Below are 23866 nucleotides of genomic sequence, written 5' to 3'. Positions count from 1 at the left end.
GGGCCGCGTGACCCCCCCGGGGCGCGACCCGACCAGGCAGTACCGGTTGATCAGTAGTACCGGGTGATCAGGAGCAGAAAGTGATTCAGCAGGAGTCGCGACTTCGGGTCGCCGACAACACCGGGGCACGGGAGATCCTCTGCATCCGGGTGCTTGGCGGCTCTGGGCGTCGTTACGCGGGGATCGGCGACATCATCGTCGGCACGGTCAAGGACGCCCTGCCCGGCGCCGGCGTGAAGCGCGGCGACGTGGTCAAGGCGGTCGTGGTGCGCACCACCAAGGAGCGCCGGCGGCCGGACGGCTCCTACATCCGGTTCGACGAGAACGCCGCGGTGCTGATCCGGGACGGCGGCGACCCGCGGGGCACCCGCATCTTCGGCCCGGTGGGCCGCGAGCTGCGGGACAAGAAGTTCATGAAGATTATTTCCCTGGCGCCGGAGGTGCTGTGACCGTGGCCACTCTGAAGATCAAGAAGGGTGACACGGTCCAGATCATCACCGGCAAGGACCGTGGCCTGAAGGGCAAGGTCATCCGGGCGTTCCCGGAGCAGAACAAGGTCCTCGTCGAGGGCGCGAACCGGATCACCCGGCACACCCGTGTCCAGCAGAGCGCGCGAGGCTCGCAGTCCGGCGGCATCATCACCCAGGAGGCGCCGATCCACGTGAGCAACGTGATGATCGTCGATCCGTCGGACGGCAAGCCCACGCGCATCGGCTACCGCGTCAACGAGGACGGCACCAAGGTCCGTATCTCCCGGCGCACCGGCACCGAGCTGTAGGCCGAGCGAGCAGTCGAGCAGTTTGGGAATCGAGATCAGACAATGACTGTGACCACCGAAGACCGGACCACCGGTGACCGGCCCGAGGCTCGTCCCGTCCCCCGGCTCAAGCAGCGGTACCGGGCGGAGATCGCGCCGGCGCTGCGGGAGGAGTTCTCCTACCGCAACGTCATGCAGATCCCCGGCGTCGTGAAGGTCGTCGTGAACATGGGTGTCGGCGACGCCGCCCGGGACGCGAAGCTCATCGACGGCGCCGTGCGTGACCTCGCGGCCATCACGGGCCAGAAGCCGGCCGTGCGCCGGGCGAAGAAGTCCATCGCCCAGTTCAAGCTGCGCGAGGGCATGCCGATCGGCGCGAAGGTGACCCTGCGCGGCGACCGCATGTGGGAGTTCCTCGACCGGCTGGTCTCCATCGGCCTGCCCCGCATCCGTGACTTCCGTGGGCTGTCCCCGAAGCAGTTCGACGGCGCGGGCAACTACACGTTCGGCGTGGTCGAACAGTCGATCTTCCACGAGATCGACATCGACCGGATCGACCGGGTCCGGGGCATGGATATCACGGTCGTCACCACGGCGACCACCGACGACGAGGGCCGGGCGCTCCTGCGAGCGCTGGGCTTCCCCTTCCGGGAGAACTAGACAGATGGCCAAGAAGGCACTGATCGAGAAGTCGAACCGCAAGCCGAAGTTCGCGGTGCGCGGCTACACCCGCTGCCAGCGCTGCGGCCGGTCCCGCTCGGTGTACCGGGTGTTCGGGCTGTGCCGGGTCTGCCTGCGGCAGATGGCGCACCGCGGCGAGCTGCCGGGCATCACCAAGAGCTCCTGGTAGAACCGGAGCTCCTGGTGGACCAGGCGCCACCGGTGGTCTGACCACCGGCATCGCACCACCTCCGAACCACCCCCGCAGTCCACCCGATCGCGGCAGGCCCGAACCCCGGCAGCCAGGGCGCCCAGCCCGGAGCCGATGGGAACCGCCGTGAGAAAGGCGTCAAGCCCATGACGATGACCGACCCGATTGCGGACATGCTCACCCGTGTCCGCAACGCCAGCCGGGCGTACCACGACCGCGTGGTGATGCCCCACAGCAAGATCAAGACTCACATCGCCGAAATCCTCCAGCAGGAGGGCTACATCTCCGGCTGGCACGTCGAGGACGCGACCTTGGCCGGCGGTGTCGGCAGCACGCTGGTCATCGATCTGAAGTACGGCCCGAACCGCGAGCGTTCGATCGCCGGGATCAAGCGCATCAGCAAGCCGGGCCTGCGGGTCTACGCCAAGGCGACGACTCTTCCCAAGGTGCTCGGTGGCCTGGGTGTCGCGATCATCTCGACCTCGTCGGGGCTGCTGACCGACAAGCAGGCGAGCAAGCGGGGCGTGGGCGGAGAAGTCCTCGCCTACGTCTGGTAAGGAGGGCGAGCGATGTCACGGATCGGGCGCCAGCCCATTCCCGTCCCCAGCGGTGTCGACATCACCGTGGAGGGGGCCACCGTCACCGTCAAGGGGCCCAAGGGCACCCTGAGCCACACCGTCGTCGACCCCATCGTGGTCAACAGCGAGGACGGCAAGCTCGTCGTGGTCCGCCCCGACGACGAACGCCGCTCCCGGGCGCTGCACGGCCTGACCCGCACGCTGGTCGCGAACATGGTCACCGGCGTCACTGCCGGGTACTCCAAGACGCTGGAGATCGTCGGCGTCGGGTACCGCGTCCAGGCGAAGGGCTCGGACCTCGAGTTCGCGCTCGGCTACAGCCACCCCGTCCCGGTCAAGGCCCCCGAGGGCATCCGCTTCGAGGTGCAGACCCCGACCCGCTTCGTCGTCCACGGGATCGACAAGCAGCAGGTCGGCGAGGTCTCCGCGAAGATCCGCGGATTGCGCAAGCCCGACCCGTACAAGGGCAAGGGCGTGCGGTACCAGGGCGAGGTCGTCCGCCGCAAGGTCGGGAAGACCGGGAAGTAGGAGATAGATCATGGCAGTGAGCCTTGGCGCCAGCGCGAAGCGACGGACCTCGAAGCTCCGTCGGCACGCCCGCGTGCGCAAGAGGGTGGTGGGCACCCAGTCCCGCCCCCGGCTCGTCGTCACCCGGTCCTCGCGGCACATCTACGCCCAGGTCATCGACGACGCCGCCGGCCACACGCTGGCCTCGGCGTCCACCCTGGACGTGACCCTGCGCGGCGGCGAGGGCGACAAGTCCGCCCTGGCGCGCAAGGTCGGCGAGCTGGTCGCGCAGCGGGCGAAGGCCGCCGGCGTCGACGCCGTCGTGTTCGACCGCGGCGGGCGGACCTACGCCGGGCGGATCGCCGCCCTCGCGGACGCGGCCCGGGAAAGCGGGTTGAGCTTCTGATGACCCGCCGGCACGGATTCCAGGACAGCCAGAACAGGGAGATGTTGTAGATGCCAGGCCAGCAGCGCCGCGGCGGCGGCTCCGGCGGCTCCGACCGTCGGGAACGCCGGGACCGGTCGGGCGGCGGCCCGGCCCAGGAGAAGAACGCCTACGTCGAGCGGGTCGTCGCGATCAACCGCGTGGCCAAGGTCGTCAAGGGCGGTCGCCGGTTCAGCTTCACCGCGCTCGTCGTGGTGGGTGACGCGGACGGGACCGTCGGCGTCGGCTACGGCAAGGCGAAGGAGGTGCCGGCCGCCATCGCCAAGGGTGTCGAGGAGGCCAAGAAGCACTTCTTCAAGGTGCCTCGCATCGGCTCCACGATCCCGCACCCGGTGCAGGGTGAGGAGGCGGCGGGCGTCGTCCTGCTCAAGCCGGCCTCGCCCGGTACCGGTGTCATCGCCGGCGGCCCGGTGCGTGCCGTGCTGGAGTGCGCCGGCGTGCACGACGTGCTGTCGAAGTCGCTCGGCTCGTCGAACCCGATCAACATCGTGCACGCGACGGTGGCCGCCCTGCGCGGCCTCATGCGGCCCGAGGAGATCGCGGCCCGGCGTGGCCTGCCGCTCGAGGACGTCGCCCCGCCGGCCATGCTGCGCGCCCGCGCGGCGGCGGCGGGAGCGGGGGCGAGTGCGTGATGGCGAAGCTGCGCATCACCCAGATCCGTTCGGGCATCGGCGGCACCCACAACCAGCGGGCGACGCTGCGGACCCTCGGTCTGCGCAAGATCAATGCGTCGACCGTCCGTGAGGACCGTCCCGAGGTCCGCGGGATGATCAGGACTGTGACCCACCTTGTCCGGGTCGAGGAGGTGGACTCCTAGCCATGGCCGAACTGACGAAGACCGACGCGGGCGACACCGAGGCGGCGGGGACCGAGCGTGGCCGGGGCCTGAAGGTGCATCACCTGCGCCCGGCCCCCGGGGCGCACCGCAAGAAGATCCGGGTCGGCCGCGGTGAGGGCTCCAAGGGCAAGACGGCCGGGCGCGGCACCAAGGGCTCCAAGGCCCGCAAGCAGGTGCCGGCCCGGTTCGAGGGTGGCCAGATGCCGCTGCACATGCGGCTGCCCAAGCTCAAGGGCTTCAACAACCCAGCCCGCGTCGAGTACCAGGTGGTGAACGTCGCCACCCTCGCGCAGCTGTTCCCCGAGGGCGGCGAGGTCACGAAGGCCGATCTCGTGGCCCGGGGCGCCGTGCGCGCCAAGTCACCGATCAAGGTGCTCGGCACCGGCGACATCGCGGTCGCGCTGCACGTCAGCGCGGACGCGTTCTCGGCCTCCGCGCGTGAGAAGATCGCGGCGGCCGGGGGGAGCGTCACCGAGAGTTAAGACGGCGGACGGGGGTGGCCTTCGGGCCGCCCCCGTCTCGTGCGTCCGCGGACACCCGGGCCGGCGGCCGGTGCGCACCGACACCAGCCAGTCCATCCCGGCTACCGACGCTCACCGGACGTGATGTCCGGACGAGTGGACCGGGTGTCCTGTTACAGTCGCCTAACCGACGTCGGCCACCGGCCGGCATCGGCGCTCCGCACCGGGCAGGATGTCCACTACCCGTCGGTCGCAATCCCAAGCAGGAGGAGCCGTGCTCACCGCCTTCACGCGGGCATTCCGCACTCCTGACCTGCGGAAAAAGCTGCTGTTCACCGTCGGGGTCGTGGTGCTGTTCCGGTTCGGCAGCGTCATGCCCTCGCCCGGGGTCTCGACCCGCGCGGTCAACACCTGCCTGAACGCCGCGAGCGCCAGCAACAGCAACGTCTACTCGCTGATCAACCTGTTCAGCGGCGGCGCACTGCTCCAGCTGTCGATCTTCGCGCTGGGCATCATGCCCTACATCACCTCGAGCATCATCATCCAGCTGCTCGTCGTGGTGATCCCGCGGCTGGAGCAGCTGAAGAAGGAAGGCAGCTCGGGCGAGCAGAAGCTCACCCAGTACACCCGCTACCTGACGATCGCCCTCGGCGTCCTGCAGGCGACCGGGATCGTGGCCCTGGCCCGCAGCGGCCGGCTGTTCCCGAGCTGTACGGCGGCCATCATCCCGGACACGAGCCTGTTCCGGATCACGACGATCGTCGTCACGATGACGGCTGGTACCGCGGTCATCATGTGGATGGGTGAGCTGATCACGGCTCGCGGCGTCGGCAACGGCATGTCCCTGCTGATCTTCACCTCCATCGCGGCCCGGCTGCCCTCGGAGGGCACGAGCATCCTGCAGGTCGCCGGTGGCGTGGTGTTCAGCCTGGTGCTGCTGCTCGGGCTCGCGATCGTGGTGTTCGTGGTGTTCGTGGAGCAGTCGCAGCGGCGGATCCCCGTCCAGTACGCGAAGCGGCTCATCGGCCGGCGGATGTACGGGGGCACCTCCACCTATCTGCCGATCAAGGTGAACCAGGCTGGCATCATCCCGGTCATCTTCGCCTCGTCCCTGCTCCAGCTCCCGCAGCTGGTGGGGCAGGTGTGGAGCAACCAGGGCTTCCAGGACTTCGAACAGCGATATCTCTCCCGCGGTGACCACCCGCTCTACCTGGTCACCTATTTCGCGCTCATCATCTTCTTCACCTACTTCTACGTCGCCATCACCTTCAACCCGACGGAGGTGGCCGACAACATGAAGAAGTACGGCGGATTCATCCCCGGGATCAGACCGGGCAACCCGACGGCGGAGTACCTCAAACACGTCCTGGACCGGATCACGCTGCCAGGCTCCCTGTTCCTGGGAGTGATCACCGTCCTTCCGTTGGCACTGTTGAACCTGACCAAGGACCAGCCGTTCCCGTTCGCGGGCACCTCGGTCCTGATCATGGTGGGGGTTGGGCTGGAGACCGTGAAGCAGATCGAAAGCCAGCTCATGCTCCGCAACTACGAAGGTTTCCTCCGGTAGTGCGAATCGTACTGGTGGGACCGCCCGGTGCCGGAAAGGGTACGCAGGCCGCGTTCATCGCCCAGGCGCGGTCCATCCCCAAGATCTCGACTGGGGACATCTTCCGAGCGAACGTGCGACAGGGAACGGAGCTGGGCGTCAAGGCCAAGACCTTCATGGACGCCGGCGACCTCGTGCCGGACGAGATCACCATCGGCATGGTCCGCAACCGGCTCGCCGAGGACGACGCGGTCAAGGGCTTCCTGCTCGACGGCTTCCCCCGCAACGTCCCGCAGGCCGAGGTTCTCGGCCAGATGCTCGACGGCATGGGGACCCGGCTCGACGTCGTGCTGGAGCTCGTCGTCGACGACGACGAGGTCGTGCGGCGGCTGTCCGGCCGGCGGACGTGCCGCAACTGCGGTCACATCTGGCACCTCGACTTCGACCCGCCGTCGGTCGAGGGTGTGTGCGACCGGTGCGGCGGCGAGCTGTTCCAGCGCGACGACGACCGGTCGGAGACCGTGCGCCACCGGCTGGAGGTCTACGCGGACCAGACGTCCCCGCTGGTGGCCTACTACGCCGAGAAGGGCATCCTGATCGGTATCGACGCCACCGGGCCGGTGGACAACGTCACCGATCGCGCCCTCGACGCGCTGCGCCACTACGGAGACTGACGCCCGAGGGCCCGCCGGCGCCGGGGGCGGAGCCCGGTCACGTCGGTGATCATCCGCGTCGTCGGCGCGGGGGCGGCTAGCATCGGGAAACGGACCAGTACACGGACACAGACCGGGGCGAGAGCGTGGCGCGACGAGAACACGTCCAGATCAAGACGGCGGCGGAGATCGCCAAGATGCGAGTGGCCGGCCTGCTCGTCGCCAAGACGCTGGCCCGCCTGCGCGAAGCGGTCGCCCCCGGCGTCAGCACAGCGGATCTGGACGCCCTCGCCGAGAAGACGATCCGTGCCGACGGTGGCATCCCGTCGTTCAAGGGGTACGCCCAGCCGCCCTATCCGGCGTCGATCTGCAGCTCCGTGAACGACGAGGTGGTCCACGCGATCCCGTCCCGCAAGCGGGTGCTTCGCGAGGGTGACATCATCTCGATCGACTGCGGCGCGATCGTGGACGGCTGGCACGGCGACGCGGCGATCACGGTCCCCGTCGGCGAGGTCGGGCCGGACGTCCTCGCCATGATCGAGACCTGTGAGGGCTCGCTGTGGGCGGGCCTGGCCGCGGCGCAGCTCGGTGGCCGGCTCACCGACATCAGCGCCGCGGTCGAGCGGCACATCAAGCCGCACGACTACGGCATCGTCGACCACTACGGCGGGCACGGCATCGGCACCGAGATGCACCAGCCGCCGCACGTGCTCAACTACGGCCGGCCCGGTCGCGGCATCCGACTGGTCGAGGGCCTCGCGCTCGCCATCGAGCCGATGATCACGATGGGATCGGCGGACACGACGGTGCTGTCCGACGACTGGACCGTCGTTACCCGCGACGGCAGCCTCGCCGCCCACACCGAGCACTCGGTGGCGATCACGCATCGGGGCCCGTGGGTGCTGACCGAGCCGGACGGCGGGGTGGCCCGCCTCGCCGCGCTCGGCGTCGCCTGCGGCCAGCCCGCCGACGCCCCGACCGGCATCGCCTGAGCCTGGTTGGCCCTTGACGACTGGGCCACGTACACTCTTCAGTTGGCGGTCTTCTCACGCCGGTGTGCTCCACCGCGTCGATAGCAGTCCTGTTACGTGGCAGTTGCGGTCGGTGGCAGTGTGGTTGGTCGGTCGGGTCCCCTCAAGGGTGGCCAGGCCGCTGACCTGGGTTGTTCCGGGCTCGTCCCGGACCACTCGACCGGTCGCGGCCGAACCGCCGGCTCAGTCGTCGACGTCAGGACAGCGGAGGACATGCCGAAGAAGGACGGGGCCATCGAGATCGAGGGCCGAGTGGTGGAGCCGCTCCCGAACGCCATGTTCCGGGTGGAGCTCCAGAACGGTCATCGCGTTCTCGCCCACATCAGCGGGAAGATGCGCCAGCACTACATCCGGATCCTGCCGGAGGACCGCGTCGTGGTCGAGCTCTCGCCCTACGACCTGTCCCGTGGTCGCATCGTCTACCGCTACAAGTAGTCGATAACCAGTAGTCGATCACCGCTCGGCGATCGCTACGCTGCATCCATCGCCCTACGTTCACCATCGCCACGCGCGGCCCGCGGCTGCGCAGGAGGTTCGCAACAGCCGTGAAGGTCAAGCCCAGCGTCAAGAAGATCTGTGACAAGTGCAAGGTGATCCGCCGCCACGGGCGTGTCATGGTCATCTGCGACAACCTTCGTCACAAGCAGCGTCAGGGCTGAGGACCTGGCAGGACCCGCACGGCCATACCCGGCCGAGCGGATCCCGGCAGTAGTCCTGCTCCTGACGGGTGCCCCGCACCCGCTCACAAGCCGACGCGCGCGGCCCGCGCGCCGTCGGCGCCGGGCCCGGTGCGAGGATCACCACCACCACGCGATGCCAGACGTCCCGCGAGGGACGTTTCACCCCCGGTCGGAGGCCGGGGCCCGGCCGGCCCGTTCGCCGGCCGGGGCGGCATCGCCCGAGACCTCCGGTCGCAGGAAGGAAACATCGGTTCATGGCACGCCTTTCCGGCGTCGACCTGCCCCGCGAAAAGCGGGTCGAGATCGCTCTGACCTACATCTTCGGGATCGGCCGCAGCCGCTCGCGAGACACCCTCGCCGCCACCGGGATCAACCCGGACACGCGGGTGCGGGATCTCAGCGAGGAGGAGATCGTCCGGCTGCGCGAGTGGATCGACGCGAACTACCGGGTCGAGGGTGACCTCAACCGGGAGATCAAGCAGGACATCCGCCGCAAGATGGAGATCGGCTGCTACCAGGGTCTCCGCCACCGGCGCAACCTGCCCGTCCACGGTCAGCGCACCCACACCAACGCGCGCACCCGCAAGGGCCCGCGCCGTGCCATCGCCGGCAAGAAGAAGGCCGGCAAGAAGTAGTCAGGGTGCCCGGCGGGCCGGCCAGGTCCGCCCGCTGACGACCCCTGATCGACGACCTCGACCTCGCACACGGAGACCACACGCGAAGATGCCTCCCAAGACGCGCGCAGCCGGCGCCAAGAAGGTCCGGCGCAAGGAAAAGAAGAACGTCGCCCACGGGCACGCTCACATCAAGAGCACGTTCAACAACACGATCGTCTCGATCACCGACCCGACCGGGAACGTGATCTCCTGGGCCTCCGCCGGCCACGTCGGCTTCAAGGGCTCCCGCAAGTCGACCCCCTTCGCCGCGCAGATGGCCGCCGAGAACGCGGCGCGCAAGGCGCAGGAGCACGGCATGCGCAAGGTCGACGTGTTCGTGAAGGGCCCGGGCTCCGGCCGGGAGACCGCGATCCGCTCGCTGCAGGCGGCGGGCCTCGAGGTCGGGGCGATCCAGGATGTCACCCCGACCCCGCACAACGGCTGCCGTCCGCCGAAGCGGCGCAGGGTGTGACCATGCGACACGCCGACCCGGTCCGGGTCGCGGCGTCGCGCTCGAGTTCGCGCCAGGAAACGAGAGAGAAGGAATAGATGGCCCGTTACACCGGCGCGGACTGCAAGCGTTGCCGCCGCGAGAAGACGAAGCTGTACCTCAAGGGCAGCAAGTGCGACACCCCGAAGTGCCCGATCGAGATCCGGCCCTACCCGCCGGGCGAGCACGGCCGGGGCCGCACCAAGGACTCCGAGTACCTGCTGCAGAAGCGTGAGAAGCAGAAGTGCGCCCGGATCTACGGCGTGCTCGAGAAGCAGTTCCGCGGCTACTACGACGAGGCGAACCGCCGCGCCGGCAAGACCGGTGACGAGCTGCTGAAGATCCTCGAGTCGCGGCTCGACAACGTCGTCTACCGAGGCGGCTTCGCGCCGTCGCGGGACGCCGCCCGTCAGGCGGTGCGGCACGGCCACGTCCAGGTCAACGGGCGCAAGGTCGACATCCCGAGCTACCGGGTCAGCGAGAACGACATCGTCGAGATCACGCCGAAGGCGCGCGAGCTCACCCCGTTCGTCATCGCCCGGGAGACCGCGGGCCAGGGCCGGGCGGTCCCGGCCTGGATCGAGGCGATCCCGAGCCAGATGCGGATCCTGGTGCACTCGCTGCCGGCCCGGCAGGTGATCGACACGCAGGTCCAGGAGCAGCTGATCGTCGAGCTCTACTCCAAGTAGGTCTCGGCCGAGCGGCCACGGCCGGCCCGCCGCGACCTCGCGGTGGGCCGGTTCCGTCGTCCCGCCAGAGTGTCCCCGCAACGTGCCGCTTTCCGGTGGCGCCCGCGCGGAGGCACACTGGAGGGGCGTACGGGCGTAATCGCACGGACGGGACGGACCGATGTCCCGTCCGCCGGCTCCCCGGCGGGGAGCCAGCACCACACGGCGTCATATGGCGGGCGCCGTGGGCGGAAGGAATCCACCATGCTGATCGCTCAGCGTCCCACCCTCGTCGAGGACCCGATCTCCGAGTTCCGGTCCCGGTTCGTGATCGAGCCGCTGGAGCCTGGTTTCGGCTACACCCTCGGCAACTCGCTGCGCCGGACCCTGCTGTCCTCCATCCCCGGCGCCTCGGTCACCAGCATCCGCGTCGACGGGGTGCTGCACGAGTTCTCCACCGTGCCCGGCGTCAAGGAGGACGTGACCGACCTGATCCTGAACCTCAAGGAACTGGTCGTCAGCTCCGACAACGACGAGCCGACCGTGATGTACCTGCGCAAGCAGGGTCCCGGTGAGGTGACGGCGGCGGACATCGCCCCGCCGGCCGGCGTCGAGGTGCACAGCCCCGAGCTGCGCCTGGCGACCCTCAACGACAAGGGCAAGCTCGAGATCGAGCTGACCGTCGAGCGGGGCCGCGGCTACGTCAGCGCCGCCCAGAACAAGCAGGCCGGCCAGGAGATCGGGCGCATCCCGATCGACTCGATCTACTCGCCCGTGCTCAAGGTGACCTACAAGGTCGAGGCCACCCGCGTCGAGCAGCGCACCGACTTCGACCGGCTCATCGTCGACGTCGAGACGAAGCCGTCGATCTCGCCGCGCGACGCGATGGCCAGCGCCGGCAAGACCCTCGTCGGCCTGTTCGGGCTGGCGCAGGAGCTCAACGCCGAGGCCGAGGGCGTCGACATCGGCCCGTCCGCCGCGGACGCGGCGCTGGCGGCCGACCTCGCCCTGCCGATCGAGGAGATGGACCTGACCGTCCGCTCCTACAACTGCCTCAAGCGCGAGGGCATCCACACGATCGGCGAGCTGGTCTCGCGCAGCGAGGCCGACCTGCTCGACATCCGCAACTTCGGGCAGAAGTCGATCGACGAGGTCAAGACGAAGCTCGGCGCGATGGGTCTGCAGCTCAAGGACTCCCCGCCCGGATTCGACCCGCGCCAGGCCGTCGACACCTACGGCACCGACACCTACAACGCGCCGTTCTCCGACCCGCACGACGACGGCGCGGAGTTCGTCGAGACCGAGCAGTACTGACCAGCACGAGGGCCCCCGCGGGCGACCGCGGGGGCCCTCGACGACCTCCGGTGGCGCACGCCGCCGTCCCTGTGGGCGGGCAGCCTGGCGGGACAGTGAAAGGAACGAGGAGCACTCATCATGCCCACGCCAACCAAGGGCGCCCGGCTCGGCGGCAGCCCCGCACATGAGCGGCTGCTGCTGGCCAACCTCGCCACCGCGCTGTTCGAGCACGGCGGCATCACCACCACCGAGGCGAAGGCGAAGCGGCTGCGGCCCTACGCCGAGCGGCTGGTGACCTTCGCCAAGCGCGGCGACCTGCACGCCCGTCGCCGGGTGATGCGCCAGGTGCGGGACAACTCGGTCGTGCACACGCTGTTCACCGAGATCGGCCCGCGGTACGCCAACCGCAGCGGTGGCTACACCCGGATCATCAAGCTCGGCAACCGCAAGGGCGACAACGCGCCGCTGGCCCGCATCGAGCTCGTCGAGGCGCTGACCGTCGGCCAGCAGGCCGTCGGCGAGGCCGAGCGGGCGCGCGGCACCCGCTTCCAGGAGCGGCGCACCCCGACCGGTGCCACCGCCGAGGCCGCGGAGGACCTGGCCAAGGAGTCCCCGACCGCCGCCGCCGTGGCCGCGCAGGCCGCCGAGGCCGCGGAGGACCTGGCCAAGGAGTCCCCGACCGCCGCCGCCGTGGCCGCGCAGGCCGCCGAGGCCGAGGCCGGGACCACGCGGGCCGCGGCCACCGAGCCCGAGGTGGCGACCGGGGCGGACGCGCCCGCGACCGACGAGCAGGGCTCGGGCGGCGCGAGCTCCTGACCCGCTCGGCGGGGAAACACCCGCCGACGAGTAGATCGCTGAAGGCCCGCCGCCCCATGATGGGCGGCGGGCCTTCGACGTTGCTGATCCCGGCCTCGACCCGCCGGGCCGCGTGGCCGTTGCGTCCACGGGATCCCTGTCCCATCGCCCGGGGGAGATGCAGATGTCCGACGATGTGCGAGCCCGCCCGGACCCACCCCGCGCCCTGCCCGCGGTGGCGGGCACCGCCGGGGCGCTGGTGCGGCTGCGGCTGGACATCGCCTACGACGGCACCCCGTTCGCCGGCTGGGCCCGCCAGCCGGGCCGGCGGACCGTGCAGGGCGATGTGGAGGACGCGCTCATCCGGGTGGCCCGGCTCTCGGCGGTCCGACTGACGGTGGCCGGGCGCACCGACTCCGGTGTGCACGCCGTCGGACAGGTGGCGCACGTCGACCTGCCGGCCGAGGTTCCGCTCGGCGGGCTGGCGCGGCGGCTCAACGGCGTGCTCGACCGGTCGATCCGGGTCACCGGCCTCGCTCCGGCGCCGGCCGGGTTCGACGCCCGCTTCTCCGCGCTGTCCCGCCGGTACGCCTACCGGATCACCGACGCCGCCCACGGGGCCGAGCCGCTGCGCCGCTACGACACCCTGGCCTGGCCCCGGCCGCTCGACGTCGGCGCGATGGCGGCGGCGGCGCTGTTGCTGGTCGGCGAGCATGACTTCGCGGCCTTCTGCCGGCGCCGGGAGGGCGCGACGACCGTGCGGACGCTGCTGCGCCTGGACGTGTCCCGCCGCCGCCCGGACGGCGTGGTGGTGGCCGACGTCGAGGCCGACGCCTTCTGCCACTCGATGGTGCGCGCCCTCGTCGGCGGACTGCTGGCGGTCGGCGACGGGCGCCGGCCCGTCGGCTGGCCGGTGGCGGTGCTGCGCCGCGGGGTGCGGGACCCGGCGGTCACGGTCGCCCCGGCACACGGGCTCACGTTGATGGAGGTGCGCTACCCGCCGGACGCGGAGCTCGCCGCCCGGGCCGAGGTGACCCGGGCCGTACGCGTCCCCACCACCCCTTCCGGCTGATCCGTCCGGGCCGTCAGCGGCGTGGGCCGTGGCCGAGGACGGCGCGGTCGCCGATCGGCTCGGTGGCGAGGACCGCCAGGTCGTTCTGCGCGTTGCGCAGCGGCGTGTCGGCGGCCGCGCCCTGCGTGCCGTCGACGTAGGCCACCTGGGTGTAGATGAGGTAGTGGCCGCGGCTGATCGCGCCGCGCCAGGAGTTGTTCCCACCCGGCCCGGTGATCTGGGCGCCGGTCAGGGCGCCCGCCGGAATCGGCAGCGGCATGATGCCGCCGCGCCCCTGGTTGAGCACCTGCGCACCCTGGGTGGCCGTCGTGCTGGTGTCGAGGTTGAAGACGGTGGCGCCGACGAGCACCTGGCGCTCCCCCTGGCGCGGGTTGGTGAGGAACAGCGAGCGCACCACCTGCCGGCAGTGCGCCGCGGTGAACTGGGCCGCCAGATCGCCGGTCAGTTGTGGGCAGCCGGAGTCGAGCCGCTGCGCGATGCGGCGATAGCCGCGCGCGTTGACGTCGACGGACGCCTCGGGAAAGAACTCGTTCGCGACGATCGGATCGGAGTCCGTGGTCACGCTGTCGAGGAAGTTCGGCGGAATCTGCGGCAGGGCCGCCGACGCGACCGGAGCGGGCGCCTGCCCCCCGTCGCCGCCTCCGCCTCCGCCCCGCAGCGCGACCACGGCCACGGCCGCGATGAGCAGCAGGACGGCACCGGCGACGACGACGAGCATCCGCCGCGGCCGCCGGGCGCGATCGCCGGACCGCCCGTCCTCGTGGTCCCCCTCGCCACTCCCGCCGCCACCGCCTCGCGGGGCGCCGTCGTCGAAGGCTCCACCGTCATAGGCCCCACCGTCAGAGGCCCCACCGCCGAAGCGGCCATCCTTGCCGTAGCCGTCGTCGTCGAACCCGTCGTCGTCGAACCTGTCGTCGAACGGATCGTCGGTGCCGTCGTCCGGGGCAGTCTTCGCGCCGCGGCCGGTGGGCAGGGCGTCGAGGTCCGGGTCGTCGAATCCGTCGCCGCCGAAACCGCGTACCCGAGGTAGTGGAGTGATGTCGCCGGGGCCGCCGGGTTCACCCGACCAGCCGCGCAGGCGCCAGCCCTCGCCGGGCCGCGTCGGCCCGACCGGGTCGGGGCCGGTCGGCGGGTCGCCGTCGGCCATGCGTGAGGCCGGGCGCTCGTACCGGCCGGGCCATCCCGGGCCGGTCGCCGCCGCGGCGCGACCCGGGCCGGTGGGCGTGTGGCCAGGGCCGGTCGGCATCGCCGAGGTGACGGGCAGGGGGGAGGTGGTCGGCGAGGCCACAGGCGCCGTGAACGCCCCGGTTGACCCGGGCGACGCCGGCCCGGACGGCCGCGGCGAACCCGGAGCGACCGGCGAACCCGCCGCGACCGGCTGGTCATCCGTGCCGGGCGGAACAGCCGACGACCCGCCGGCTGCCAGGGCCGCGCCGGGCCGCGGGGCGGGGTCGTCGCCGTCGTCCGGGGTGAGGTGGTCGAAGGAGAACGAGTAGGTCCGCGGGCCACCGAACAGCGGGTCGTCGGCGGGTGGCGTCCAGCCCTCGTAGGTGACGTGGCGGCCGCGCAGGTCGAGACCCGACGTCAGCGGGCCGCTGCGGGTGGCGGGGCTCGGCGTGTCGTCCGCGGGACCGCCGGACCCCGCGGGCTCCTCGTGTCCCCCGCCATCCAATTCAGTCATCTCGGTCAGAATAGCCAGCGCAGCTGGCTTGGCCAGTCCATCTGGGTGTCCTGGCGGTGGGGAGTCCGCCGCGCGCCGGGGGGAGTGCGCGCTGGTTACACTCAAGGTGGCGAGGTTCCGGAATGCCCGGCCAGGCGCTCCGCGCGTGGTGCGCGGTAGCCGGTCGGCGGTCAGCCTCCATCGCCTGGTAACCTCAAAGACTGCTGCGCGTGACACGTTCCGTCTGCGCGCTCCACATTCTTGACGCGCCCAGCTCGCCGGCTACTCGGGAGCCGCCGGGCAGGCCGTCCGAACGAGAAGGCAGACCTGTGCGCACGTACCAGCCCAAGCCCGCGGACGTTCAGCGCGTGTGGCACGTCATTGATGCCACCGACGTGGTGCTCGGTCGGCTGGCGACCCAGGCCGCCAACCTGCTCCGGGGCAAGCACAAGGCGTACTACGCGCCCCACATCGACACCGGCGACTTCGTCGTCGTGATCAACGCCGGCAAGGTGGCGCTCAGCGGCAACAAGCGCGAGCAGGCGCAGTACCACCGCCACTCGGGCTTCCCAGGCGGTCTGCGCAGCACCTCCTACGGGGAGCTGCTCGACACGCGCCCGCAGGTCATCGTCGAGAAGGCGATCAAGGGCATGCTGCCGAAGAACAAGCTCGGCCGCGCCCAGGGCACCAAGCTGAAGGTCTACGCGGGTCCGACCCACCCGCACCAGGCCCAGCAGCCCACCCCGTTCGAGATCATCCAGGTCGCGCAGTAACCGCGGACCTCCTCCGGCCGGCCGGCGGGCAGCGCCCGCGGGACCGGCTTTGGGAACCACGCATCAACCGAGGAAGGAACGCGACGTGGCTGTCGTGACCGACGTACAGGGCAACCCCCGCGCCACCGGGCGGCGCAAGGAGGCGGTCGTCCGGGTTCGGCTGCTCCCGGGCACGGGGCAGTGGACGCTCAACGGGCGCTCCCTTGAGGAGTACTTCCCGAACAAGGTGCACCAGCAGCTCGTCAACGAGCCGCTGAAGGCGCTGGACCGGGCCGAGTCGTATGACATCGTCGCCCGGCTGCACGGCGGCGGCGTGTCCGGCCAGGCCGGCGCGCTGCGACTCGCCCTCGCCCGCGCGCTGACGCTGGCGGAGGAGGAGTCCCGGCCTACTCTGAAGAAGGCCGGCTTCCTGACCCGTGACGCCCGGGTCAAGGAGCGCAAGAAGTACGGCCTGAAGAAGGCCCGTAAGGCTCCGCAGTACAGCAAGCGTTGATCCCGCGTCCCCGTCCCATGCGCGTCCCGAGAGGGACGCGCGGGGCGGGGACGGACAGCGCCGTCGGCGCGTGCCCGGGTCTCCGCCTGCCACTTCGACACCATGGGAGACCTCAGTGACGAGGCTCTTCGGCACCGACGGGGTTCGGGGCGTTGCCAATGTCGACCTGACCGCGGAGCAGGCGCTCTCGCTCGCCTCCGCGGCCGCGGAGCTGCTCGGCGGGCCCGGCCGGGCCGCCGGATCGGGTGAGCGGCGGCCGCTCGTCGTGGTCGGGCGGGACACCCGGCCGTCCGGCGAGTTCCTGGAGGCGGCGGTCGTCGCGGGACTCGCGGCCTCGGGTGCCGACGTCGCGCGGATCGGGGTGGCACCGACACCGGCCGTCGCCCACGCGGTGGCCAGCAGCGGGGCCACGTTCGGCGTGATGCTGTCCGCCAGCCACAACCCGATGCCCGACAACGGCATCAAGCTGTTCGCCGCCGGCGGCCTGAAGCTCCCCGACGACGTCGAGGACGCCATCGAGCGGCGGATGGCGCAGCCCCCGGGCCATCGGCCGGTCGGCCGGCAGGTCGGGCGGGTCCGGGACGAACCCGGCCTCGTCGACGCCTACGCCCACCATCTGCTCGCCGCGCTGCCCGGGCGCCTCGACGGCCTGCGGGTCGTCGTCGACTGCGCCCAGGGCGCGGCCTCGGCGCTCGCGCCCCGCGTGCTGCGCGCCGCCGGCGCCGACGTCATCGCCCTGCACGCCGACGGCGACGGCAACGCGATCAACGACGGCAGCGGGGCCACCCATCTGGACAGCCTGCGGGCCGCCGTGCTGGCGCAGGGCGCCGATGTCGGCATCGCGCACGACGGTGACGCGGACCGCTGCCTCGCCGTCGACGCGAGCGGGGAGGTCGTCGACGGCGACCAGATCCTGGCCGTCTGCGCCCTCGCCCTGGCCGAGCGCGGCGAACTGGCCCACGACACCGTCGTCGTCACCGTCATGTCGAACCTGGGCTTCCACCACGCGATGCGCGAGGCCGGCATCACCGTCGTCTCCACGCCGGTCGGCGACCGGTACGTGCTGGAGGCGATGCGGGCCGGCGGCTACGTGCTCGGCGGTGAGCAGAGCGGGCACGTGGTCTTCCTCGATCACGCCACCACCGGCGACGGCCTGCTGACCGCACTGCGGCTGCTCGGCCGGGTCGCCGAGACCGGCCAGCCCCTCGGCGAGCTCGCCAAGGCGATGACGCGCCTGCCGCAGGTGCTCGTCAACGTCCGCGGGGTGGACCGCACCCGGGTGGGGGCCTCACCCGAGCTGCACGCCGCCGTCGCCGCGGCCGAGGCGGAGCTCGGTGACGCCGGCCGGGTGCTGCTGCGGCCCAGCGGGACCGAGCCGCTGGTACGGGTCATGGTGGAGGCGGAGACCGACGCCGTCGCCCGGGAGACCGCGCAGCGCCTCGCCGCCGCGGTGCGCGGCGCGCTGCCCGCGGTGGGCTGAGCGAGACCATCCGCGCCCCGCGGGCCACACGAGGACAACTCGTCGTGGGTTCGCACCGGGTGTTTCGGTGTGCCATCCGCAACCTGCGTACGCTGAGCGCATGTGCGGGATCATCGGGTACGTCGGTGACCAGTCGGCCCTGGATGTCGCTCTCGGCGGCCTGAGGCGGCTGGAGTACCGCGGCTACGACTCGTCCGGTGTCGCCGTCGTCGGAGCCGGCGCGCTGCGCACGGTCCGCCGGGCCGGCAAGCTCGCGAACCTCGAGAAGCTGCTGTCCGAGGGCCCGGAACGCGACCCGATGCCCGGGACGACCGGGATGGGGCACACCCGGTGGGCCACCCACGGCGGTCCCACCGACCAGAACGCCCATCCCCACACCGACTGCACCGGCGCGATCGCCGTCATCCACAACGGCATCATCGAGAACTTCGCCGCGCTGCGCGCCGAGCTGGAGGGCATCGGCCACGAGCTGACCAGCGAGACCGACACCGAGGTCGTCGCGCACCTGCTGGAGGTCGAGCTCGGCAACGCCGCGGCGGCGCAGGCCGGCGCGGTGCCCGAGGATGTCGCGCCGGGCGGGCCCGCGGCGTCCGGAGCCGCCGGCGTGCCCGTCGCGCAGCATCCGCTCACCGCCGCGCTGCGGCGGGTCTGCCGCCGGCTGGAGGGCGCCTTCACCCTGGTCGTGCTGCACCGTGACTTCCCCGAGGTCGTCCTCGGCGCCCGGCGCAACAGCCCGCTGGTCGTCGGGATCGGCCAGGGTGAGACGTTCCTCGCGAGCGACGTGTCGGCGTTCATCGCGCACACCCGCGAGGCGATGGAGATCGGGCAGGACCAGATCGTCGAGGCCCGGCGCGACGGCGTCACGGTGACCGACTTCGCCGGCGAGATCGTCGAGGGTCGTCGCTATCACGTCGACTGGGACGCGAGCGCCGCCGAGAAGGGCGGCTACCCGTACTTCATGCTCAAGGAGATCAACGAGCAGCCCACCGCGCTGGCCGACACGCTGCGCGGCCGGCTGTCCGCCGACGGGGCGATCGTGCTCGACGAGGAGCGGCTGTCCGCCCAGGACTTCCGCGACGTCGACAAGGTCTTCATCGTCGCCTGCGGCACCGCCTACCACGCCGGGCTCATCGCGAAGTACGCCGTCGAGCACTGGACGAGGCTGCCCTGCGAGGTCGAGATGGCGTCGGAGTTCCGCTACCGCGACCCGGTGCTCGACCGGTCCACTCTCGTCATTGCGATCAGCCAGAGCGGGGAGACCCTCGACACGCTGATGGCGGTCAAGCACGCCCGCGAGCAGAAGGCCCGGGTGCTGGCGATCTGCAACACCAACGGGTCGACGATCCCGCGCGAGTCCGACGCGGTGCTCTACACCCGCTGCGGGCCCGAGGTGGGTGTCGCCTCGACCAAGACGTTCCTCGGGCAGGTCGCCGCCTGCCTGCTCGTCGGGCTGTACCTGGCGCAGGTGCGCGGGGTGCTCTACGGCGACGAGGTGGCGGCCTACGTCGAGCGGCTGCAGCGGATGCCCGACCTGGTGGGCCGCACGCTGCACCGGCTCGAGCCGATCCGAGAGCTGGCCCGTGGCCTCGCCGACGCGAAGGCGGTGCTCTTCCTCGGCCGGCACGTGGGCTACCCGGTGGCGTTGGAGGGCGCGCTCAAGCTCAAGGAGCTCGCCTACATGCATGCCGAGGGCTTCCCGGCGGGCGAGCTCAAGCATGGGCCGATCGCGCTCATCGAGCCCGGGCTGCCGGTGATCGTCGTCGTGCCCTCGCCGCGGGGGCGGGCGCACCTGCACGGCAAGGTCGTCTCGAACATCCAGGAGGTCCGGGCCCGCGGCGCACGGACGATCGTGATCGCCGAGGACGGCGACGTCGCGGTCGAGCCCTACGCCGACCATCTGATCCGGGTGCCGGCGACGTCGTCGCTGTTCGCGCCGCTGGTGACCACACTGCCGCTGCAGGTGTTCGCCTGTGAGCTCGCGCTCGCCCGCGGCCTGGACGTCGACCAGCCCCGCAACCTCGCCAAGTCCGTCACCGTCGAGTAGCGGGGAGCGGCAGGCAGGCCAGGACGGCCGCGGGCCCGCGGCCTCGGTGACGCCGCCGAGCCTCGACGGTGGCCGCGGTGACACCCGCCACCGTCTCGCCGCTCTCGCCCCGCCCACCGGTCGCGGCTGTCGGCGGCCAGGGACGGCTGCCGGTGGCTGTCGCTCAGGCGGAGGGGGCGGCGCCGTGCTGGCGGCCGTGCCAGGCGACCGTCGCCTCCCACAGCGCGTCGGCGACGGCCTCGTGCTCGTCCGCGGCGTCGAGCAGGGTCTCGACCAGCTCGGCGCGGGGCACCCGGCTGAGGAAGACGCGCATCGCCGCGTGCACCGGGTCGTCGGCGAACAGGGAGCCCTCGACGACGATGCCCTCGCCGTCCTCGTCCCCGTCGTCCTCGGCGAGGCCGGCGGAGCCCGTGGCGACCAGTGCGAGGGCGACGGCGTGCCGGCAGAAGGCGCCCGCGGAGCCCTCGGCGCAGGTACAGCCGGTCCGCGGCTCCTCGTCGGTCGCCTCCAGCCTGACCTCGTGCGGCCCGTCGTCGTCGACGGTGCCGGAGGCGTTGGTGGGTCGGATGCGCAGCTGATCGACCCGGCCGAGCAGTGCCAGGTTCACCCCTTCGAGGAACACGTCCGTGCCCGCGCGCTGCGCGCAGGCACGCTCCTCGAAGGCTGCTTCGAGCGGGGTGACGGCGTCCCCCTCGTGCCCGTTCTCCCCGGACACAGAAATGATCACCGGCCAATCCTACGGAATCGGCGCGCGAACAGTACTGCTCAGGCGTCCGACATCGTCCTGACTGGGTTGCCTGACGTACGCTCGCGATATATCGTGAACGTACGTCAGGGGGTCGGGATGACTCCCGTTGTCAATCTGTAGCTCCCCGGCCGCCACACAGGCGAGGCGGGAGCGACACCCCTCAGTACCGAAAGGAATGATCATTATGACGTCGCAGGCGATTCCGGGCCCCTGGGGCCGCGGAGAGTGGGGCCCGCTCGATCCGGCCCGGTTGGCGCGGTTCTTCGAGGCCGCGGCCGGCTGGATGGAGCGTGAGGGCCTCACCGGCGAGGAGCGCTGTGGGCCGGGCCGTGGATGGACCAGTCGGGCCACCCGTGGCGAGTCCGGCGGGCGGCACGAGCACGGTGGCCGGCACGAGCATGGTGGCCGCGGCGGTCGCGGCGAGCCCGGTGGTCGCGCCGAGGGCCGCGGCCGCGGGCGCCGCGGCGGACCCGGCTGGCCGTTCGGCGGATTCCCCGGTCCGGGCTTCGGCGCCGGTTTCGGCCCGGGTTTCGGCGGCCCGGGTTTCGGCCGGGGGCCACGGGTGGGGCGAGGTGACGTCCGGGAGGCGTTGCTGGCCCTGCTGGCGGAGGAGCCGATGCACGGCTACCAGATGATCCGTGAGCTGGCCGAGCGCAGCGGCGGCACCTGGCGGCCGAGCCCCGGCTCGGTCTACCCGGTGCTGTCGATGCTGGCCGACGAGGGCCTCGTGCGGGCCGAGGAGGCCGACGGCAGGCGGGTCTTCCACCTCACGGACGCCGGGCGCGCGCACGTCGAGTCCCGCGCCGGTCAGCGCAGGCCGTGGGAGACGGCGGCGGACAGCGCCGACGACGACATGGCGAGCCTGCGCTCGCTGGCCTTCGCGGTCGGCGCCGCGATCGTCCAGGTCGCCCAGGCAGGCGACGAGGCGCAGCTCGCGGCGGCCCGCGGGCTGCTCGCGGAGACCCGCCGGGGTCTTTACCGGATCCTCGCCGACGACGGCGAGGATGATGCGGCCGGTACCGGCTCTTCCGGTGACGAGCCGGGCGCCGCGGGCGGCAAGGACGGCGACCGGGGCGGCGTGGAGGGCACCGAGGGAGACGATGGGCCGACCGGCACGCAGGACCCGACGGACCCCTTCACCAAGTCCTGACCGAGGCAGGCGCCGGGCCGGGCCGTCCGGTGCGCGCCGAACCACGGCCATACCGCGCCGCCGGCCGCGTACGCACGCCACCACCGCGCCGCGCGGTGGTCAGCGCGGCGCACCGGCCCCGCATCGTGCCGTCCCCGGCATCCGGGCGTCGGGGCGCGGCCCGGTGTGGGAACCTTGGCCGATGGCGGTGGTGGGCATCGGCGTCGACGTCGTGGACGTCGATCGTTTCGCCGCGACGCTGTCCCGGACGCCGGGCATCGCCATGCGGCTGTTCACCCCCGCCGAGCGCGCGCTGACCCGGCCGGAGCGGCTCGCCGCCCGGTTCGCGGCGAAGGAGGCCGTGGCCAAGGCGCTCGGCGTGCCCCCCGGCCTGGAATGGCATGACGCCGAGGTGATGATCGCCCCCGGCGGCCGCCCGCAGCTGCGGGTCGGCCGGACCGTCGCCGCGGCGGCGACCCGCCTCGGCATCGCGTCCTGGCATCTCTCTCTCACCCACGACGGCGGCGTCGCCATCGCCATGGTCGTCGCCGAGAGCTGAGCGCGCGGCGGGCGCCGCGCGGTGGGCGACGCGCGGGCCCACGCCGGTGGAGCATGGCGGCATGCCGAACGCGCACACGGTCGATCAGGTCCGCGCCGCCGAGGCGCCGCTGCTCGCCGGCCCGCCCCCAGGGATCCTCATGCAACGGGCGGTGTCCGGGCTGGTCGCGTATGTCGCGCGCCGCCTCGGCCGGGTCCACGGCGCGCGGATCGTCGTCCTCGCCGGCGGCGGGGACAACGGCGGCGACGCGCTGTGGGCGGGCGCCCGCCTGGCCGCCCGCGGAGCCCGGGTCGACGCGCTCGCGCCAGGCCGTACCCATCCCGAGGGCAGCGCCGCGCTGCTGGCGGCTGGCGGCCGGCTGCATGGCCCCGACCCGGCGCCCGCCGACGAGGTCGCCCGCGCCCTGGTCGGCGAGGCCGACCTGGTGCTCGACGGCCTGCTCGGGATCGGCGGGCGCGGCGGCCTGCGCCCGGCCCACGCCCGGCTCGCCGCGTTCGCCCCGCCGCGGCGCACGGTCGCGGTCGACGTCCCCAGCGGTGTCGACGCGGACACCGGCGAGGTGGCCGGAGAGGCGGTGCGGGCCAGTGCCACCGTCACCTTCGGCACCCACAAGCGTGGCCTGTGGCTGATGCCCGGGGCGGCCCACACCGGTCCGGTCGAACTCGTCGACATCGGGCTGGTGCTGCCCGAACCCGACCTGCGTGCGCTCGACGACGCCGACGTCGCCGCGCTGCTGCCCGTGCCGGGCGCCGCGTCGTCGAAGTACCGGCGAGGCGTGCTCGGCCTCGTCGCGGGCAGCGACGCCTACCCGGGCGCCGCCGTGCTGGCCGTGGGCGGGGCACTGCGCGGCGGCGCCGGATACCTGCGGGTCATCACCGAGGGCCGGCTCGGCGCGGCGCCCGGCGACCCGCACAGCCGGGCCGCCGACCTCGTCCTGCGGGCACACCCCGAGGCGGTGGTCACCCCGATCGCGCCCGGTGACGGCACGGCGATGCTGGCCGCCGGGCGGGTGCAGGCCTGGGCGATCGGGCCGGGCCTGGCCCCCGGACCGCCGGTCCGCGACCTGCTCGCCACGCTGCTCGGTGCCGACGAGCCGGTCGTCGTCGACGCGGGGGCCCTCGATCCGCTGGGCGAGCTGCTCGGCGCCGATCCCGCGGTGCTGCGCGGACGATCGGCGCCGGTGCTGGTCACCCCGCATGAGGGCGAGTTCGCCCGGCTGACCCGGCTCGCGCTCGGCTGGGATCCGCGGACCACCGACACCGAGCTGGCCCGCGACCGGCTCGGCACCGTGCGCCGCGCGGCCGCCGCGACCGGCGCGACCGTGCTGCTCAAGGGCGCCCGGACGCTGGTCGTCGACCCGGCCGGCGCGGCCTGGGCGAACCTGACCGGTTCTGCCTGGCTCGGCAGCGCCGGCACCGGCGACGTGCTCACCGGCCTGATCGGCTCGCTGCTCGCCGCCGGTGTGCCCGCGACCCTGGCCGGGGCGGTCGGCGCCCACCTGCACGGCCGGGCGGCCGAGCGGGCCGCGCTGCCGCTCGCCGCGAGCGATCTGCCGGACCTGCTGCCGCGGGTCGTCACCGAGCTGCTGGACGGCGAGACAGCGCCGAAGCCCGGTCACTGCCGGTAGCGTTGGGCG

At 72.3% G+C, this 23866-nt stretch carries 30 protein-coding genes; 28 read left to right on the top strand and 2 right to left on the bottom strand.

Features of this window, described 5'->3' with window-relative positions:
- The first annotated feature begins 80 nt into the window (after positions 1–80).
- The 21 genes from rplN (at position 81) to truA (ending at position 13344) form a co-directional block, all read left to right on the top strand.
- The gene (rplN, locus tag AC6EXY_RS13415) at positions 81–449 is read left to right on the top strand and encodes a 50S ribosomal protein L14 (protein ID WP_009740518.1); all 369 of its coding nucleotides are present in this window, start codon (positions 81–83) and stop codon (positions 447–449) included.
- A 2-nt stretch (positions 450–451) separates the two neighbouring features.
- Positions 452–778, top strand: coding sequence for a 50S ribosomal protein L24 (rplX, locus tag AC6EXY_RS13410; RefSeq protein WP_101832708.1), 327 nt, complete (start codon positions 452–454; stop codon positions 776–778).
- A 42-nt stretch (positions 779–820) separates the two neighbouring features.
- Positions 821–1417, top strand: a complete 597-nt coding sequence (gene rplE / locus AC6EXY_RS13405) for a 50S ribosomal protein L5 (RefSeq protein WP_101832679.1) — start codon at positions 821–823, stop codon at positions 1415–1417.
- A 4-nt stretch (positions 1418–1421) separates the two neighbouring features.
- Positions 1422–1607, top strand: coding sequence for a type Z 30S ribosomal protein S14 (locus tag AC6EXY_RS13400; RefSeq protein WP_101832680.1), 186 nt, complete (start codon positions 1422–1424; stop codon positions 1605–1607).
- 167 nt (positions 1608–1774) lie between these two features.
- Positions 1775–2185, top strand: coding sequence for a 30S ribosomal protein S8 (gene rpsH, locus AC6EXY_RS13395; protein ID WP_101832681.1), 411 nt, complete (start codon positions 1775–1777; stop codon positions 2183–2185).
- A 12-nt stretch (positions 2186–2197) separates the two neighbouring features.
- A complete protein-coding gene (gene rplF, locus AC6EXY_RS13390) occupies positions 2198–2734 on the top strand; it encodes a 50S ribosomal protein L6 (protein ID WP_101832682.1) in 537 nt (178 codons plus the stop codon).
- A 10-nt stretch (positions 2735–2744) separates the two neighbouring features.
- On the top strand, positions 2745–3119 hold the full coding sequence (gene rplR, locus AC6EXY_RS13385; protein WP_101832683.1) for a 50S ribosomal protein L18: 375 nt from the start codon (positions 2745–2747) through the stop codon (positions 3117–3119).
- A gap of 50 nt (positions 3120–3169) precedes the next feature.
- Positions 3170–3790 (top strand): 30S ribosomal protein S5, encoded by a 621-nt coding sequence (rpsE, locus tag AC6EXY_RS13380; protein WP_101832684.1) that lies wholly within the window; start codon positions 3170–3172, stop codon positions 3788–3790.
- The gene (rpmD, locus tag AC6EXY_RS13375; RefSeq protein WP_101832685.1) at positions 3790–3975 is read left to right on the top strand and encodes a 50S ribosomal protein L30; all 186 of its coding nucleotides are present in this window, start codon (positions 3790–3792) and stop codon (positions 3973–3975) included. The genes rpsE and rpmD overlap by 1 nt, the downstream gene beginning before the upstream one ends.
- A gap of 2 nt (positions 3976–3977) precedes the next feature.
- The gene (gene rplO / locus AC6EXY_RS13370; protein WP_101832686.1) at positions 3978–4478 is read left to right on the top strand and encodes a 50S ribosomal protein L15; all 501 of its coding nucleotides are present in this window, start codon (positions 3978–3980) and stop codon (positions 4476–4478) included.
- A 253-nt stretch (positions 4479–4731) separates the two neighbouring features.
- On the top strand, positions 4732–6024 hold the full coding sequence (gene secY / locus AC6EXY_RS13365; protein WP_101832687.1) for a preprotein translocase subunit SecY: 1293 nt from the start codon (positions 4732–4734) through the stop codon (positions 6022–6024).
- Positions 6024–6677: an adenylate kinase gene (locus AC6EXY_RS13360; RefSeq protein ID WP_101832688.1), complete on the top strand. Its 654-nt coding sequence runs from the start codon at positions 6024–6026 to the stop codon at positions 6675–6677. The genes secY and AC6EXY_RS13360 overlap by 1 nt, the downstream gene beginning before the upstream one ends.
- A 125-nt stretch (positions 6678–6802) precedes the next feature.
- Positions 6803–7648 carry a type I methionyl aminopeptidase gene (gene map, locus AC6EXY_RS13355; RefSeq protein ID WP_101832689.1) on the top strand — a complete coding sequence of 282 codons (846 nt, stop codon included), beginning with the start codon at positions 6803–6805 and terminating at the stop codon, positions 7646–7648.
- 252 nt (positions 7649–7900) lie between these two features.
- A complete protein-coding gene (gene infA / locus AC6EXY_RS13350; protein ID WP_006541558.1) occupies positions 7901–8122 on the top strand; it encodes a translation initiation factor IF-1 in 222 nt (73 codons plus the stop codon).
- Between the two features lie 110 nt (positions 8123–8232).
- Positions 8233–8346 (top strand): 50S ribosomal protein L36, encoded by a 114-nt coding sequence (gene rpmJ, locus AC6EXY_RS13345; protein WP_003956441.1) that lies wholly within the window; start codon positions 8233–8235, stop codon positions 8344–8346.
- Positions 8347–8621: 275 nt separating this feature from the next.
- The gene (rpsM, locus tag AC6EXY_RS13340) at positions 8622–9002 is read left to right on the top strand and encodes a 30S ribosomal protein S13 (protein ID WP_101832690.1); all 381 of its coding nucleotides are present in this window, start codon (positions 8622–8624) and stop codon (positions 9000–9002) included.
- An 88-nt stretch (positions 9003–9090) separates the two neighbouring features.
- The gene (rpsK, locus tag AC6EXY_RS13335; protein WP_009740503.1) at positions 9091–9495 is read left to right on the top strand and encodes a 30S ribosomal protein S11; all 405 of its coding nucleotides are present in this window, start codon (positions 9091–9093) and stop codon (positions 9493–9495) included.
- A gap of 77 nt (positions 9496–9572) precedes the next feature.
- Entirely contained in the window at positions 9573–10202 is a 630-nt protein-coding gene (gene rpsD / locus AC6EXY_RS13330) for a 30S ribosomal protein S4 (protein WP_101832691.1), read from the top strand.
- A gap of 243 nt (positions 10203–10445) precedes the next feature.
- Positions 10446–11495: a DNA-directed RNA polymerase subunit alpha gene (locus AC6EXY_RS13325; RefSeq protein WP_101832692.1), complete on the top strand. Its 1050-nt coding sequence runs from the start codon at positions 10446–10448 to the stop codon at positions 11493–11495.
- A gap of 120 nt (positions 11496–11615) precedes the next feature.
- On the top strand, positions 11616–12293 hold the full coding sequence (gene rplQ, locus AC6EXY_RS13320; RefSeq protein WP_499817612.1) for a 50S ribosomal protein L17: 678 nt from the start codon (positions 11616–11618) through the stop codon (positions 12291–12293).
- A 163-nt stretch (positions 12294–12456) separates the two neighbouring features.
- Positions 12457–13344 carry a tRNA pseudouridine(38-40) synthase TruA gene (truA, locus tag AC6EXY_RS13315; RefSeq protein ID WP_243407695.1) on the top strand — a complete coding sequence of 296 codons (888 nt, stop codon included), beginning with the start codon at positions 12457–12459 and terminating at the stop codon, positions 13342–13344.
- Between the two features lie 13 nt (positions 13345–13357).
- On the opposite strand, the gene AC6EXY_RS13310 is transcribed toward truA, so the two are convergent.
- Positions 13358–15025, bottom strand: a complete 1668-nt coding sequence (locus AC6EXY_RS13310) for a hypothetical protein (protein WP_499817613.1) — start codon at positions 15023–15025, stop codon at positions 13358–13360.
- Between the two features lie 308 nt (positions 15026–15333).
- On the opposite strand from AC6EXY_RS13310, the gene rplM reads away from it, so the two are divergent.
- The 4 genes from rplM (at position 15334) to glmS (ending at position 19794) form a co-directional block, all read left to right on the top strand.
- Positions 15334–15777 (top strand): 50S ribosomal protein L13, encoded by a 444-nt coding sequence (gene rplM / locus AC6EXY_RS13305; protein WP_101832696.1) that lies wholly within the window; start codon positions 15334–15336, stop codon positions 15775–15777.
- Positions 15778–15862: 85 nt separating this feature from the next.
- The gene (gene rpsI / locus AC6EXY_RS13300) at positions 15863–16270 is read left to right on the top strand and encodes a 30S ribosomal protein S9 (RefSeq protein ID WP_101832697.1); all 408 of its coding nucleotides are present in this window, start codon (positions 15863–15865) and stop codon (positions 16268–16270) included.
- A 115-nt stretch (positions 16271–16385) separates the two neighbouring features.
- Positions 16386–17750 carry a phosphoglucosamine mutase gene (gene glmM, locus AC6EXY_RS13295; RefSeq protein ID WP_101832698.1) on the top strand — a complete coding sequence of 455 codons (1365 nt, stop codon included), beginning with the start codon at positions 16386–16388 and terminating at the stop codon, positions 17748–17750.
- A 100-nt stretch (positions 17751–17850) separates the two neighbouring features.
- Positions 17851–19794, top strand: coding sequence for a glutamine--fructose-6-phosphate transaminase (isomerizing) (gene glmS / locus AC6EXY_RS13290; RefSeq protein WP_101832699.1), 1944 nt, complete (start codon positions 17851–17853; stop codon positions 19792–19794).
- Positions 19795–19957: 163 nt separating this feature from the next.
- Here glmS and AC6EXY_RS13285 read toward each other — a convergent pair whose 3' ends face one another.
- A complete protein-coding gene (locus AC6EXY_RS13285) occupies positions 19958–20521 on the bottom strand; it encodes an SWIM zinc finger family protein (RefSeq protein ID WP_101832700.1) in 564 nt (187 codons plus the stop codon).
- A gap of 205 nt (positions 20522–20726) precedes the next feature.
- Here AC6EXY_RS13285 and AC6EXY_RS13280 point away from each other — a divergent pair, with 205 nt between their 5' ends.
- From AC6EXY_RS13280 to AC6EXY_RS13270, 3 genes are all read left to right on the top strand, one after another.
- On the top strand, positions 20727–21692 hold the full coding sequence (locus AC6EXY_RS13280; protein WP_101832701.1) for a PadR family transcriptional regulator: 966 nt from the start codon (positions 20727–20729) through the stop codon (positions 21690–21692).
- Positions 21693–21873: 181 nt separating this feature from the next.
- Entirely contained in the window at positions 21874–22230 is a 357-nt protein-coding gene (locus AC6EXY_RS13275) for a holo-ACP synthase (RefSeq protein WP_101832702.1), read from the top strand.
- 61 nt (positions 22231–22291) lie between these two features.
- The gene (locus tag AC6EXY_RS13270) at positions 22292–23857 is read left to right on the top strand and encodes an NAD(P)H-hydrate dehydratase (protein ID WP_101832703.1); all 1566 of its coding nucleotides are present in this window, start codon (positions 22292–22294) and stop codon (positions 23855–23857) included.
- The last annotated feature ends 9 nt before the right edge of the window (positions 23858–23866 follow it).

Source organism: Frankia sp. RB5, from assembly GCF_059816245.1.
Note: the sequence above shows the minus strand (reverse complement) of the source record. Positions and strands in the feature narration are given on the sequence as shown.